This is a genomic window from Kitasatospora sp. NPDC092039, assembly GCF_044756065.1.
GTDB lineage: Bacteria > Actinomycetota > Actinomycetes > Streptomycetales > Streptomycetaceae > Kitasatospora.
Window position 1 is genome coordinate 323,789 of sequence record NZ_JBIVSD010000006.1, and the last position, 14,442, is coordinate 338,230.

General features: G+C 71.3%; 11 protein-coding genes and 2 riboswitches. Of the genes, 5 read left to right on the forward strand and 6 right to left on the reverse strand.

Annotated elements, in window-relative coordinates; genetic code table 11:
- Positions 1 to 66: 66 nt before the first annotated feature.
- A riboswitch (cobalamin riboswitch) is annotated at positions 67 to 306 on the forward strand.
- Between the two features lie 151 nt (positions 307 to 457).
- Positions 458 to 2,764 (forward strand): 5-methyltetrahydropteroyltriglutamate--homocysteine S-methyltransferase, encoded by a 2,307-nt coding sequence (gene metE / locus ACIQI7_RS15295; RefSeq protein ID WP_401109459.1) that lies wholly within the window; start codon positions 458 to 460, stop codon positions 2,762 to 2,764.
- A gap of 583 nt (positions 2,765 to 3,347) precedes the next feature.
- Complete coding sequence (locus ACIQI7_RS15300) at positions 3,348 to 4,085, forward strand: adenosylcobinamide amidohydrolase (protein WP_401109462.1); 738 nt, start codon at positions 3,348 to 3,350, stop codon at positions 4,083 to 4,085.
- A gap of 71 nt (positions 4,086 to 4,156) precedes the next feature.
- On the opposite strand, the gene ACIQI7_RS15305 is transcribed toward ACIQI7_RS15300, so the two are convergent.
- From ACIQI7_RS15305 to aceA, 3 genes are all read right to left on the reverse strand, one after another.
- Positions 4,157 to 5,023 (reverse strand): 3-hydroxybutyryl-CoA dehydrogenase, encoded by an 867-nt coding sequence (locus tag ACIQI7_RS15305; RefSeq protein ID WP_401109464.1) that lies wholly within the window; start codon positions 5,021 to 5,023, stop codon positions 4,157 to 4,159.
- Between the two features lie 39 nt (positions 5,024 to 5,062).
- A complete protein-coding gene (aceB, locus tag ACIQI7_RS15310; protein WP_401109467.1) occupies positions 5,063 to 6,676 on the reverse strand; it encodes a malate synthase A in 1,614 nt (537 codons plus the stop codon).
- Between the two features lie 118 nt (positions 6,677 to 6,794).
- The gene (aceA, locus tag ACIQI7_RS15315) at positions 6,795 to 8,087 is read right to left on the reverse strand and encodes an isocitrate lyase (protein ID WP_401109470.1); all 1,293 of its coding nucleotides are present in this window, start codon (positions 8,085 to 8,087) and stop codon (positions 6,795 to 6,797) included.
- 346 nt (positions 8,088 to 8,433) lie between these two features.
- Here aceA and ACIQI7_RS15320 point away from each other — a divergent pair, with 346 nt between their 5' ends.
- On the forward strand, positions 8,434 to 9,825 hold the full coding sequence (locus ACIQI7_RS15320; RefSeq protein ID WP_401109473.1) for a short-chain fatty acyl-CoA regulator family protein: 1,392 nt from the start codon (positions 8,434 to 8,436) through the stop codon (positions 9,823 to 9,825).
- Positions 9,826 to 9,883: 58 nt separating this feature from the next.
- Here ACIQI7_RS15320 and ACIQI7_RS15325 read toward each other — a convergent pair whose 3' ends face one another.
- Complete coding sequence (locus ACIQI7_RS15325) at positions 9,884 to 10,993, reverse strand: HoxN/HupN/NixA family nickel/cobalt transporter (protein WP_401109475.1); 1,110 nt, start codon at positions 10,991 to 10,993, stop codon at positions 9,884 to 9,886.
- 48 nt (positions 10,994 to 11,041) lie between these two features.
- Positions 11,042 to 11,281, reverse strand: a riboswitch (cobalamin riboswitch).
- Between the two features lie 97 nt (positions 11,282 to 11,378).
- Between ACIQI7_RS15325 and ACIQI7_RS15330 the strand changes: the two genes are divergently transcribed.
- On the forward strand, positions 11,379 to 11,711 hold the full coding sequence (locus ACIQI7_RS15330; protein ID WP_401109478.1) for an ArsR/SmtB family transcription factor: 333 nt from the start codon (positions 11,379 to 11,381) through the stop codon (positions 11,709 to 11,711).
- A gap of 145 nt (positions 11,712 to 11,856) precedes the next feature.
- Here the strand turns inward: ACIQI7_RS15330 and ACIQI7_RS15335 are convergent, their stop codons facing one another.
- Both ACIQI7_RS15335 and ACIQI7_RS15340 read right to left on the reverse strand, forming a co-directional pair.
- On the reverse strand, positions 11,857 to 12,459 hold the full coding sequence (locus ACIQI7_RS15335) for a superoxide dismutase (protein WP_401109480.1): 603 nt from the start codon (positions 12,457 to 12,459) through the stop codon (positions 11,857 to 11,859).
- Between the two features lie 196 nt (positions 12,460 to 12,655).
- A complete protein-coding gene (locus tag ACIQI7_RS15340; RefSeq protein ID WP_401109483.1) occupies positions 12,656 to 13,402 on the reverse strand; it encodes a Fur family transcriptional regulator in 747 nt (248 codons plus the stop codon).
- On the opposite strand from ACIQI7_RS15340, the gene ACIQI7_RS15345 reads away from it, so the two are divergent.
- The gene (locus ACIQI7_RS15345) at positions 13,287 to 14,432 is read left to right on the forward strand and encodes a HoxN/HupN/NixA family nickel/cobalt transporter (protein WP_401109485.1); all 1,146 of its coding nucleotides are present in this window, start codon (positions 13,287 to 13,289) and stop codon (positions 14,430 to 14,432) included. The two genes, ACIQI7_RS15340 and ACIQI7_RS15345, sit on opposite strands and share 116 nt — an antisense overlap.
- The last annotated feature ends 10 nt before the right edge of the window (positions 14,433 to 14,442 follow it).

The window sequence follows — 14,442 nt, forward strand, 5'->3', positions numbered from 1 at the left end:
GTCGACACCGTCTCAGCATCCGGACAACTTGAGTGATTCGCTGTTCAGCTCCCACCGTCCTGCCCCTAAGCTGGCCGTGCAGCTGGTTCGCCCTGTCCGCCAGGCAGGGCGTCGTAAGAGGGAACCCGGTGACGCCTTTCAACTGGCCAGTCCGGGACTGCCCCGCAGCGGTGAGCGGGAACGACCGCCGTCATACGCACTGGACCCGGGTCGGGTCCGGGAAGCGACGGCCAGTAGGTGTCCGCCCTGGAACCAGGGTGGGTGTGCCCGCGAGTCCGAAGACCTGCCACTGCCCGTGCGCGACCGTTCGCGCGCGGCAATCCGGTGACCTCGAGGGCGGGTCGGCGACCACACCAGGCGGAGCCGCACATGCGTGCGGGCAGTCGCCCGGTTCGTCACCCCTTCGCGCCTTCGTCCCGTCCCGGGATCAGGAATCAGGCTCGCGAAGGAGAGTCCCTTGACAGCGAAGTCCGCAGCCGCGGCGACCGTGTACGGCTACCCCCGTCAGGGCCGCAACAGGGAACTGAAGAAGGCGATCGAGGGGTACTGGAAGGGCGCGGTCACCGCCGGAGCACTGCTGGCCACGGCCGCCGATCTGCGCCGGGGGAACTGGCAGCAGCTCGCCGACTCCGGCATCGAGGAGGTCCCGACCGGTGACTTCTCGCTCTACGACCACGTGCTGGACACCACCGTGGCCGTCGGCGCGATCCCGGCCCGGCACCGGGACGCGGTCGAGGCCGACGCGCTGGACGGCTACTTCGCCATGGCGCGCGGCACCCAGGACGTCGCGCCGCTGGAGATGACGAAGTGGTTCGACACCAACTACCACTATTTGGTGCCCGAGTTGGGGCCGGACACCGTCTTCGCGGCGAACCCGGCCAAGGCCGTCGGCGAACTGGCCGAGGCGCTGGCGCTCGGCCACGAGGCCCGGCCGGTGCTGGTCGGGCCGGTCACCTACCTGCTGCTCGCCAAGCCGGCGCCCGGCGTGGCCGCCGACTTCCAGCCGATCACCCTGCTGGACCGGCTGCTGCCCGTCTACGCCCAGCTGCTGGCCGCCCTGAAGGCGGCCGGGGCGGAGTGGGTCCAGCTGGACGAGCCGGCCCTGGTGCAGGACCGCACCCCGGCCGAACTGAACACCGCCGCCCGCGCCTACCGCGACCTCGGCGCCCTCACCGAGCGGCCGAAGCTCCTGGTCGCGAGCTACTTCGACCGCCTCGGGGACGCCCTGCCGGCCCTGGCCAAGGCCCCGGTCGAGGGCCTGGCTCTGGACTTCACCGGCCCCGCCGCCGCCAACCTGGCCGACCTCGCCGCCGCCGGCGGCCTGCCCGGCAAGCGGCTGGTCGCCGGGGTGATCGACGGGCGCAACATCTGGATCAACGACCTGGAGAAGTCGCTCGCCACCCTGGCCACCCTGCTCGGCCTCGCCGACCGGGTCGACGTCGCGCCCTCCTGCTCGCTGCTGCACGTGCCCATCGACGCCACCACCGAGCGCGACATCGACCCGCAGATCGCCCGCTGGCTCACGTTCGCCAAACAGAAGGCCGCTGAGGCGGCCCTGCTCGCCCGCGGCCTGCGCGAGGGCACCGGCGCGATCACCGCCGAACTCGCCGCCAACCGCGCCGACCTCGCCTCCCGCGCCAACTCGCCGATCACCCACGACCCCGCCGTCCGCGCCCGGGCCGCCGCCGTCACCGCGGCCGACACCCGCCGTGCCCAGCCCTACCCCGTCCGGGCCGAGGCCCAGCGTGCCCGGCTCGGTCTGCCGCTGCTGCCCACCACCACCATCGGTTCCTTCCCGCAGACCACCGAGCTGCGTCTCGCCCGAGCCGATCTGACGGCAGGACGGATCGACGCGGCCGGCTACCGGGAGCGGATGGAAGCCGAGATCCGCGAGGTCATCGCCTACCAGGAGAAGGCCGGCCTGGACGTCCTGGTGCACGGCGAGCCCGAACGCAACGACATGGTCCAGTACTTCGCCGAACAGCTCACCGGCTACCTCGCCACCCGGCACGGCTGGGTGCAGTCCTACGGCACCCGCTACGTGCGCCCGCCGGTCCTCGCCGGGGACATCTCCCGCCCGCACCCGATGACCGTCGATTGGTTCCGCTACGCGCAGGGCCTCACCGACCGCCCGGTCAAGGGCATGCTCACCGGCCCGGTCACCATGCTCGCCTGGTCCTTCGTCCGCGACGACCAGCCGCTCGCCGACACCGCCCGCCAGGTCGCCCTCGCCCTGCGCGACGAGGTCACCGACCTGGAGGCCGCGGGCGCCGCCGTCGTCCAGGTCGACGAGCCGGCCCTACGCGAGACCCTGCCGCTGCGGGCGGCCGACCGCCCGGCCTACCTGGACTGGGCCACAGGGGCCTTCCGCCTCGCGACCTCCGGGGTCCGGGCCGACACCCAGATTCACACCCACATGTGCTACGCCGAGTTCGGCGCGATCATGACCGCGATCGAGGATCTCGACGCGGACGTCATCTCCCTGGAGGCCACCCGCTCCCACATGGAGGTGGCCGGGGAGCTCGCCGAGGCCGGCTACCCGCGCGAGGTCGGCCCCGGCGTCTGGGACATCCACTCCCCGCGCGTCCCGAGCACCGACGAAGCCGTCGCGCTGCTGCGCGCCGGCCTGGCCGCGATCCCGGCGGAGCGACTCTGGGTCAACCCCGACTGCGGCCTGAAGACCCGCAGCTGGCCGGAGACCCGCGCCTCCCTGGACAGCCTGGTCGCCGCCGCCCGCCTGCTGCGCGCGGAGTTCGCCGGCTGACAATCGGCGTGAGGTCCGGGCGGGCGCGGCACGATTGCCGCGCCCCCCGCGGCTCGTGCCCTCCCGGGACCGTCGTGGGGCGCGGGTGACGGCCGTGACCGATGGGGGTCGAACATGATCAGGAGGCCGGCACCGCGCCGGGTCCGTATCAACGGAGAGGTCCTGGTCGTCCTCCCGGACCGGGAGTACGAGAGCCTGCTGGTCACCCGGCGGTAGCTCGGAGCGACCAGTGCGCGGATGCGGGTGCTGCAGCAGGCCCTGGCCGAGGCTCTGGCCAGACTGGCGGCGTCGGAGAACAGAGCACGGCCAGATGGCGACACGGGTGACCGGAAGCGGCGGCATCGGATGGCTCTGGGACTTTCGTGATCGAGCCTGCTCCCCGGATGGCCGGTGATCCAGCATGCCAATCTGTGGAATCCGTACACGGTCGGCCTGTGGATCTGCGGATTCTGCGGACCGCTAGGATCCGCACGAGCCCGCCGGTCGGTGATCACCGGAAGCCCCAGGAGGGCCGGCGGGGCCGGATCCCCGACGTTCCGAGGTGAGGACAACGGAAAGCCACGTGCCGGTCGCCCGGCGACCCGTGGTCCTGCGACGTGCCCGGTCGGAGGACGGATCGTGCCGCCACCAGCTGGTGTGGAAGGCCGGCCCGGGCTGGCGGATGGTCAGCAGCGCGGTCCTGGGCGGCGGGATCGGCGAGCGCGGCTGGGTGCTGAACGCCCAGGTCCGGGCGGGCTACGACCGGATGGATCCCGACCGGCATCTGGCGGAACTCGCGGAGGCCGAGGGCCTGCGCGGGCCCGGCGTCGGACTGATGACCGCCGCGGAGGTCGACGAATCCACCTGGGCCGAGGACAACAGTGCCGTCGCCCTGGTGACGACCGGCATCGGTGTCCCGACCTGGGCCGCCGCCTCCCCCACCACCGTCCCGGTCCCCGCCGTCCCGGCGCCCGCCCGGTACGTTCCCGGCACGATCAACATCCTCGCGGTCGTTCCGGCGCCGCTGTCCGACGCAGGCCTGGTGAACCTGCTGGCGACCGCCACCGAGGCCAAGGTGCAGGCTCTCCTGGACGCCGGCTACGCCTGTTCGGGCACGCCGTCCGACGCGGTGTGCGTGGCGGTCCGGGCACCGGACGCGCGTGGGGAGGTCGATCCGTTCGGCGGCCCGCGGTCGCTCTGGGGCGCCCGGCTGGCCCGGGCGGTGCACCGCGCTGTCCTCGACGGAGCGGAACTCGATCGCAGCCGACGGGCGTGTGGACCTGCTGCACCTCACCAGGGTCCACGGCCGGAGTGCTGCCGCGAGAACGTCCTGCCGGACTGACAGCACAAGGCCTCGCCGCTGCACGGCCCTCCGCGACAGGGGCCGGGCAGCGGCGAGGCGCGCGCCCTTCTCTACACCGCTCGGTGCGAGTGGAACCCGCGTCCGCTCTTGCGGCCGAGCAGACCGGCCTCGACCATGCGGGAGAGCAGTGGCGGCGGGGCGTACAGCGGTTCCTTGTACTCGTCGTACATCGACCTGGCGATGGCCTCGACGGTGTCGAGGCCGATCAGGTCGGCGAGTTGGAGCGGTCCCATGGGGTGGGCGCAGCCGTGGACCATGCCTGCGTCGATGTCCTGCGCGGTGGCGTGTCCGGCCTCGGCCATCCGGATCGCGGAGAGCAGGTAGGGGACGAGCAGGGCGTTGACGACGAAGCCGGCCCGGTCCCGGGAGCGGATCACGTGCTTGCCGAGGACCTCGTTGGCGAAGGCGTCCACCCGGTCGAGGACGGCCGGGTCGGTGTGCAGGGAGGAGACGAGTTCGACCAGCGGCATGACCGGTGCCGGGTTGAAGAAGTGCAGGCCCAGCACGTGGGAGGCCCGGCCGGTGGTGATGCCCAGGCGGGTGACGGGGATGGCTGAGGTGTTGGTGGCCAGCACGGCGTCCCCGTCGAACAACACCTTGTCCAACGTGCCGAGGACCTCCCTCTTGACTCCCTCGTCCTCGACGACGGCCTCGACGACGAGCTGACGGTCGGCCAGCGCCTCCAGGTCGTCGGCGAACAGCAGGTGGGCCCAGGCGTCGGTGCGCTGCTGCTCGCTGATCCGGCCCCGGTCGACGGCACGGTGCAGGGAGCGGTCGATCCGGCTGCGGGCGGCCCGCAGTGCGGCCGGCCCGCTATCGCAGACGATGGTGTCCAGGCCGGCGCGGGCGAAGACCTCGGCGATGCCGGAGCCCATCTGCCCGGCGCCGACGACGGCCACACGGCGGATGTCGTTCATGCGGTTGCCCTCTTCGGGGTGGATGCGGACGGGGGTGGGTCAGGCGGCCGGGGCGGTGGTGCGCACGAGATGGCGGGCGTAGGCCTCGGTGGTGAGGAAGGCGGGCAGGTCGGTGCCGAGGGCGGTGTCCTCCAGGATGCGCACCGCGTCGTCCACCAGCGCCGGGTCAGCGCCCTCGGCGAGCAGCGTGGCGCGTTCCTGGTCGATGTGCCGGCGCACCAGGTCGGGGGTGGCGAGCGAGCCACCGGTGAGGCGGGTGCAGTGGTGCTGCCACTGCCAGATCTGGCAACGGGAGATCTCGGCGGTGGCGACGTCCTCCATCAGCCCGAAGACGGCGACCGCGCCGAAGCCGTTCAGCCAGGCGACGAGGTAGCGCAGGGCGACGGCGACGTTGGCGCGCAGGCCCTGCTCGGTCGGCAGGCCGACGCTCAGCCGGTGGACGCCGAGCAGGTCGGCGGCGGTGACCTCGACGTCCTCGCGGGTGCGGTCCAGTTGGTTCGGGCGGTCTCCGAGGACCGCGTCGAAGGCGGTGCGGCAGGTGGAGACCAGGCCGGGATGGGCGACCCACGAGCCGTCGAAGCCGTCGCCGGCCTCGCGTTCCTTGTCGGCACGGACCTTCGTCAGCGCGACGGCGTTGGCCTGCGGGTCGCTCTGCGGGATGGCGGCGGCCATGCCGCCGATGGCGTGGGCGCCGCGCCGATGGCAGGTGCGCACCAGCAGATCGGTGTAGGCGCGCATGAACGGCTGCGTCATCGTGAGGGTGGCGCGGTCGGGCAGGACGTACCGGGGGCCGTGCTGGGCGAAGGTCTTGATCAGACTGAACAGGTAGTCCCAGCGGCCCGCGTTGAGGCCGGCGGCGTGCTCGCGCAGCTCGTACAGGATCTCGTCCATCTCGAAGGCCGCGGTGATGGTCTCGATCAGGACGGTGGCGCGGATCGTGCCGTGCGGGATGCCGAGTTCGGCCTGGGCGAAGGTGAAGACGTCGTTCCAGAGGCGGGCTTCGAGGTGGTTCTCCAGCTTGGGGAGGTAGAAGTACGGGCCGGAGCCGGCGGCGATCTGTGGCCGGCCGCAGTGGAACAGGTACAGGCCGAAGTCGACCAGCGCGCCGGCTGCGGGGCGTCCGTCGATCATGAGGTGCTGCTCGTCCAGGTGCCAGCCGCGGGGGCGGACGACGATGGTGGCCGGGTCGTTCCCGACGTAGTACCGCTTGCCCTCCGGAGTGGTGTCGTCGATCTGACGCTCGATCGCGTCAAGCAGGTTGAGCTGGCCGACGACGAGGTTGTGCCAGGTGGGTGCGGTGGCGTCCTCGAAGTCCGCCAGCCACACCTTCGCGCCGGAGTTGAGGGCGTTGACGGTCATCCGCCGCTCGGGCGGGCCGGTGATCTCCACCCGGCGGTCGTGCAGGCCCGGCCCCGCGCCGACCACGCGCCAGGTGGGCTCCTCCCGGACGGCGCGGGTCTCCGGGAGGAAGTCGAGGACTCCCCCGGCGGCCAACTCAGCGCGGTGGCGGTCCCGTTCGGCGAGCAACAGGGTGCGGCGGCCGGCGAACGCCTCGTGCAGACGGGCGAGGAAGGCGAGCGCCTCGGGCGTAAGGATCTCGTCGAAGCGGTCCTCGTGTGCGCCGAGGATCTCGATGCGGCTGGGCTGGGTCATCCGGTGCTCCAGGAGGCGAAGGAGGCGAGTGGGAGGCCGCCCGGGGCCTCGTCCCTCAACGAGGCCCCGGGCGGTGGGGTGGAAGGCGGCTCGTCCCCAACGAGGCCGCCGGGGTGGCTCAGTGGAACTGCTCGGCCTCGGTGGAGCCGGTGAGCGCCAGGGTCTCGGCGTTCGGGTTCAGCGCGGTGGAGACCAGGTCGAAGTAGCCGGTGCCGACCTCGCGCTGGTGCTTCACGGCGGTGTAGCCGTCCGGGACGGCCGCGAACTCGGCCTCCTGGAGGTCGACGTAAGCGGTCATGCCGTGCTCGGCGTAGCCGCGGGCAAGCTGGAACATCGAGTGGTTGAGCGCGTGGAAGCCGGCCAGCGTGATGAACTGGAAGCGGTAACCCATCGCGCCCAACTCCCGCTGGAACTTGGCGATCTGGTCGTCGTCCAGGGCGGCCTTCCAGTTGAAGGACGGCGAGCAGTTGTAAGCCAGCATCTTGTCCGGGTGCTCGGCCTTGATCGCCTCGGCGAACTCCCGGGCCTGGGCGAGGTCCGGGGTGCCGGTCTCCACCCAGATCAGGTCCGCGTACGGCGCGAAGGCGAGGCCGCGGGAGATTACCGGCGCCATACCGGGCTCGACCCGATAGAAGCCCTCGGCGGTGCGCTCGCCGGTGCAGAACCGGGCGTCGCGCTCGTCGACGTCGCTGGTCAGCAGGTTGGCGGCCAGCGCGTCGGTGCGGGCCACGATCACGGTCGGCACGTCCGCGATGTCGGCCGCGAGACGGGCGGAGTTGAGGGTGCGGATGTGCTGGGCGGTGGGCACGAGCACCTTGCCGCCGAGGTGGCCGCACTTCTTCTCCGAGGCGAGCTGGTCCTCGTAGTGGATGCCAGCGGCGCCGGCCGCGATCATGCCCTTGGTCAGCTCGAAGGCGTTCAGAGGGCCGCCGAAGCCCGCCTCGGCGTCGGCGACGATCGGCACCAGCCAGTCCGGACCGTGGTTGCCCTCGGCCGCGTCGATCTCATCCGCCCGCAGCAGCGCGTTGTTGATCCGGCGCACCACCTGGGGAACGGAGTTCGCCGGGTAGAGGCTCTGGTCGGGGTAGGTCTGCCCGGCCTGGTTGGCGTCGGCCGCGACCTGCCAGCCCGACAGGTAGATCGCCTGGAGCCCGGCCTTCACCATCTGCACGGCCTGACCGCCCGTCAGCGCACCGAGGGCGTGGACGTAGTCCTGCTCGTGGAGCTGGCGCCACAGCCGCTCGGCACCGCGCCGGGCCAGGGTGTGCACCTCGCGGACGGTGCCTGACAGGCGGACGACGTCGGCCGCCGTGTACGTGCGCTCGACCCCGGTCCACCGGGGGTCGGAGGCCCAACGGGCGTCCAACTGGGCGGCCCGCTGCTCCTGCTGCTGCCGAACCGACTGAGTCATGGGTCTGCTCCCCAGGGGTGCTCGTTGCGAAGGATGTGACGCACCTCATCGCGAGGGGCGAGTGGGCGGCCGGGTGGCGCCGGGCGGCGGTGGAACACCGCAGGACGTGGACGCCCGGACAGCCCTCCCGACCGCGACCGACCTGGAGTTCTTGCTGCTGTCCTGCGCACCTCCCGGCCGCACCACCGACTCTGGCAGCTCGCGAACCCGGCGTCACCGGTGGACCACTGCCAACTTCTGCGAACGATCCCCGGCGAATCCGCGAAGCTTGCGAAGACCGGACGGTGGCTCCTCCGGCTAGGCTGCCCGCACCCGGTCAGCTCAGGCGCATAGTGGGGAGAACGTCATGGGAAAGGCCTTCGCCGGTGCCAGGCTCCGCCGCCTGCGCGAGGAACGCGGTCTCACCCAGGCCGCCCTCGCCCGGCTGCTCGACCTTTCGCCCAGCTACCTCAACCAGCTGGAGCACGACGCCCGCCCCCTCACCGTGCCGGTGCTGCTGCGCCTCACCGAGGCCTTCGGCGTCGAGGCCGGCTACTTCGCCCCGCCGGACAGCGCCCGGCTCACCGCCGAACTACGCGACGCACTCGGCGACGAGATCGCCGCCGGACGGGTCACCGCCGGGGACCTCGACGAGGTGGCCGCCCGACTGCCCGCCGTGGCGCGCCTGCTCATTGACCTCGGCCGCGACCGACGGGCCGTCGCCGAACAACTCGCCGTCCTCGCCGGCGACCGCGGCCCGGCACCCGACACCCTCACCCCGCACGAACTGGTCCGCGAGTTCTTCTACCGCCGCCGGAACTACCTCGACGAACTCGACACCACAGCCGAGGAATTGGCGGCGAAGATCCGACTCAAGCGGGGCGGGGTGCGGGAGGTGCTGGCCGAGCGGCTGGCCGCCAGGCACGGAGTCCAGATCGCCACCGGGGGCGAGCAGCTCCACCGGTACCACCCGAGGACCCGAGTGCTGCGGCTGTCGGACCGGCTGCGCCCGGGCCAGCAGGCGTTCCGAATGGCCATCCAACTCGCCTATCTGGAGCACGACCCGCTCCTGTCCGAACTCGCCGCCGAGGACAGTTCGGAGGGCTCCACCCCGTGGTCCCTCACCCGGATCGGACTGGCCAACTACTTCGCCGCCGCGCTGGTCCTGCCGTACGCCGCGTTCCACGCCGAGGCGGAGTCGGCCCGGTACGACATCGAGCACCTCGCCGACCACTTCGGCGTCGGCTACGAGACCGTCTGCCACCGCCTCAGCACCCTCCAGCGGCCCCGGCTGCGCGGCGTGCCGTTCTCCTTCGTGCGCGTCGACCGGGCCGGGAACGTCTCCAAACGCCAGTCCGCCACCGACTTCCACTTCTCCCGCACCGGTGGCACCTGCCCCCTGTGGAACGTCTACGAGGCCTTCGCCGCCCCCGGCCGGGTCCACGTCCAGGTCGCCGCCATGCCGGACGGCCGCCGCTACCTCTGGACCGCCCGCGCCATCACCCGCTCACCCGGCGGTTGGGCCCGCCCCACCAAGACCTTCGCCATCGGCCTCGGCTGCGAGATCCGCCACGCCGGACAGCTGGTGTACTCGGCGGGACTGGACCTGGCCGACGAGGCCGCCGCCACCCCCATCGGCCTTGGCTGCAAGGTCTGCGAACGCCCCGCCTGCCCCCAGCGCTCCGCGCCGGCCATCGGCCGCCCACTGGCCGTCGACGAGCACACCAGCACCTTCGTCCCCTACCCGCTCGCGGACTGAACGCCCGGTGCCCGCGAACCGGTCGGTCCGCGGGCACCGGGGCTTGTCGGGTCGGGGGTCAGCTGGCCTTTTCGACACGGGCGGCCCAGCGCTGTTCGACGTTGCTGAAGCGCCAGTAGCCGAGTGCGCAGGCCCAGACGACGACGAACATGCCGACGAGGATGTAGCCGACGTTGTCGAGGCTGATGTCGGCGATCCAGTCGGTGACCGGGTCGGTGAGGTCGAGCTTCTCGTGGAGGACGCCGACGAGTTCGATGGTGCCGATGACAAAGGCGACGGCGATGGACAGGCCGGTGATGGTGAGGTTGTAGTAGACCTTGCGGACCGGGTTGGAGAACGCCCAGTGGTAGGCGAAGTTCATGAACGTGCCGTCGAGGGTGTCGAACAGGCTCATGCCGCAGGCGAAGAGCAGCGGCAGGCAGATGATCGCGTACCAGGGCAGGCCTGAGGCGGCGCCGGAGCCGGCCATCACCATCAGGGCGACCTCGGTGGCGGTGTCGAAGCCGAGGCCGAACAGCACACCGACCGGATACATCTGGCCGGGGCGGCGGATGGACTTGGTCAGGCGGCCGAGGATGCGGTTCATGAAGCCGCGCTCGTCGAGGTGCTTCTCCAGCTGCTTCTCGTCGAACTGGCCGGCGCGCATGGACTTGTAGACGCGGTAGATACCCGCCAGGGCCATCAGGTTGAGCGCCGCGATGAGGTAGAGGAAGGTGCCGGAGACGCTGGTGCCGATGACGCCGAGCCACTGGTGCGTGGTGGACTCGTCGTCGACCAGGGTGCCGGCGATCTGTGCGCCGCCGGCGACCAGCGCGGCCATCGCCATGACGATGCTGGAGTGCCCGAGGGCGAACCAGAAACCGACCGAGACCGGGCGCTGGCCGTCGGCCATCAGCTTGCGGGTGGTGTTGTCGATGGCGGCGATGTGGTCGGCGTCGAAGGCGTGCCGCATGCCCAGGGTGTAGGCGGTGATGCCGAGGCCGACGCCGAAGACCTGGTTGCCGATGGTGTAGTGGTTCGGGGCTATCAGCAGGAACAGCATGCCGAAGGCGACGACATGCATGGCGACGATGACGGCCATGAGCGCGGCGGTGCGGACGGTGTCCTGTCGCTGCCAGCGCGGCGGCAGGGGAAGGGTCGATGACGGCGTTTCGTCGGTGAGGGTCATGACGGCAGGCCTCTCCAGCTCCTCGATGGGGGCGCCCCCGGGGGACTCGGGGGTCGTGCGTGCCGTGGCCGGTCTCCTGGCTTCGGGTGGACCGTCCTTCCCGCATCCGGGCAGGGCGGAGCGCACCCCCGACTCGTCTTCCCGCGCGCCCTGAGGCGCCGGTGACTGCCCGCATCGCTGCGCGCACGTCGGGGGCACTTCCCGTTCACAGTGGCGAGGGCCGCGCCGGATTCGTCCCCTGAGGGGCTGTCACCGGACTTCCCGTGCACCACGGCGGGGAACACCGTATGGGCCCGGCTGCCGTCTCGACAAGCCTGCGCAGCTGCGCATATGTTGCAATAACGCAAAGTGATGACAAGGGCATGGCGGGTGAAGGAGGCTGCACGTGCCGGGGACGATCGACGCTGCCGCTGTCGAGGCGGCTGCCGCGGCGGCGAACGACCGGGACCGACTGCAGGGCGCCGCTGACAGGTTCGCGCTTCTCGCCGAGCCGGGGCGGCTGGCCGTGCTGGTGGCCCTGCGCGCGGCGGGGGCGATCGCGGTCTCGGATCTCGCGCTCGCGTGCGGGATGAATCCGCCGGCCGTCTCGCAGGTCCTGCGCCTGCTGCGGGTTTCGGGCGTCGTCAAGCCGACCAGGTCCGGGCGGATCGTCCGGTACGCGCTGTGCGACGAGCGCGTGGTGCGCCTGCTGGACGATGCGGTGCCGGCACACGGTTAGACGCCGTGCCGGAACGTCTCGTCACGCGGGTGTACGCGACGAAGTACGGAAGCGGCGGCGCGGAGCGGCGCTGTGGTGGTACGGACAGGGGTGCGCCCGACCGCCGGGGCGCGAACGCCTGCCGGCAGTCGGGCGTGGGCCTGTGTCAGGCGTTCTTGGCGTCCGCGAAACGGGCCTGGACGTCCTGCCAGTTGACGACGTCCCACAGGCGGGTGACGTAGTCGGGGCGGACGTTGCGGTACTGGAGGTAGTAGGCGTGCTCCCAGGCGTCGAAGGCAAGGAGCGGGGTGGTGCCCTGGCCGACGTTGCCGTGGTGGTCGTAGACCTGCTCGACGATCAGGCGCTTGCCGAGCGGCTCCCAGGACAGGATGCCCCAGCCGGAGCCCTGCACGCCGGTGGTGGCGGTGGTGAGCTGCTTCTTGAAGGCCTCGAAGCTGCCGAAGTGCTCGGTGATGGCGTCGGCCAGCTCACCCTCGGGGCGGTCGCCGCCCTCGGGCGAGAGGTTCTGCCAGAACAGCGAGTGCAGCACGTGGCCCGACAGGTGGAAGGCGAAGGTCTTCTGCAGGCCGACCAGGCCGCCGAGCTGGTCCTTGTCGCGGGCCTCGGCGAGCTGCTCCAGGGTGTCGTTCGCGCCCTTGACGTAGGCGGCGTGGTGCTTGGAGTGGTGCAGCTCCAGGATCTCGGCGGACATCGCCCGCTCGAGCGCGGAGTAGTCGTACGGCAGGTCGGGAAGCGAGTAGGCGCCCATGCTGGGACGGCCCCTTTCGGAAGGACGGTGATGATCGTGCCGGTCCCACACTATTGCGTATGACTTGCACCTGCGAGCAGTAGGCCCCAGCATGTTGCCAGCGGGGTCGGCCCCGTCGGCCGCACGGGGCGCCCGCCCTTCCGCTGCTGATCGTCTTCCCAACCGGCGCCCGCCGGGACGCACGGCCGACCCTGCGTCAGCCGCTCCGACCCTCCTGGCAATCCGGACACAGGCCGCTGACCACCAGGGCCTCGATCCTGAAACCCGTGTGGAAGCCGGCGGCCCTCAGACCATGGGCCACGAGGCGGTCGGGAAACTCCGCGATCCGCCCGCACTCCACGCACAGTGCGTGGTGGTGGGGCTCGCCGACCAACCCGTAGCTGAACTCTCCCCCGGCTCCGCGTACGGCGTGTAGGAGCCCGAGCTCGACGAGGCGGTCGACCGACCGGTAGGCGGTCGAGACGTTGATGTTCCGGCCGTCCGAGGTGATCCGCTGGTGGATCTCGGCCACAGTCAGATGGCCGCCGTGCTCCCGGATCGCGCCGAGCACCCGCAGACGCGGGCCGGTACAGCGGGCGCCGGCCTCACGGAGCAGCCGACGGCAGTCATCCAGGTGGTCGAAGTCCGGCCCGGATGCAGCCGACCGGGTGGGATCGTCCACGGGGAGGGGCGTGGGGTTCCGTACGAGTGCTGCCTCGCGATCCACTGCGCCTCCTCGCGCTACCCGCGCGCCTGTCGACACGGGCTCCGGTTGCAAAGATATTGCAACTGCGAACGAAGTGCGCTCAGTGATTCCGGCCATCGCCCCGCGACCGAGGGAGACGCCCATGTCAGCCGCGCCCGAAAGCCCCTCCGGCGAGGGCGGCAGATCCGCCCTCAGGCGCATCGGCGCCTCCATGACCCGGCAGGAGTGGACCCGACTCGCCGGCATGGCCGGCTTCATCGCGACCCTGCACGTGGTCGGCTGGTTCGTGCTCGTGGCGCTCGTCGCCCCGCAGGGCCTCAGCCTCGGAGAGAAGGGCTTCGGTGTCGGAATCGGCGTCACCGCCTACACGCTGGGAATGCGGCACGCCTTCGACGCGGACCACATCGCCGCCATCGACAACACCACCCGCAAGTTGATGGCCGACGGCCAGCGGCCGGTGTCCGTGGGCTTCTGGTTCTCCCTCGGGCACTCCAGCATCGTCTTCGGCCTCGCAGCCCTGCTGGCTCTGGGGATCAAAGCCCTGGCCGGCCCGGTCGAGGACGACGCGTCCCAGCTCCACAATGTGACCGGCCTGATCGGCACCACCGTCTCCGGCACGTTCCTCTACGTGATCGCCGCCATCAACCTCGTCATCCTCGCCGAGATCTGGAAGGTCTTCCGGCGGATGCGCGCGGGCGAGTACGACGAGGCTGCCCTGGAGGAGCAGCTCGACCACCGCGGCCTGATGAACCGCCTGCTCGGCCGGGTGATGAAGGCTGTGACCAAGCCGTGGCAGATGTACCCCGTCGGCCTGCTCTTCGGGCTCGGCTTCGACACCGCCACCGAGATCGCTCTGCTGGTCCTCGCCGGCACGGGTGCGGCCTCCGGCCTGCCCTGGTACGCGATCCTCTGCCTGCCGGTCCTGTTCGCTGCCGGTATGAGCCTGCTCGACACGATCGACGGCACGTTCATGAATTTCGCCTACGGCTGGGCGTACTCCAAACCGGTCCGCAAGGTCTACTACAACCTCACCATCACCGGCCTGTCCGTGGCCGTCGCCCTGATCATCGGCAGCGTCGAGATCCTCTCCCTGCTCGCGGACAAGCTCGACCTGCACGGCGCTTTCTGGGACTGGGTGAGCGGACTCGACCTCAACGCCGTCGGCTTCGTCATCGTCGGCCTGTTCTTCGTCACCTGGATCGTCGCGCTCGCGGTGTGGAAGTTCGGCCGCATCGAGGAGAAGTGGTCCGCGGGGCTGCGCCCGCCAGGACCGAGCGACGACCGGTAGGGCGTGCGCG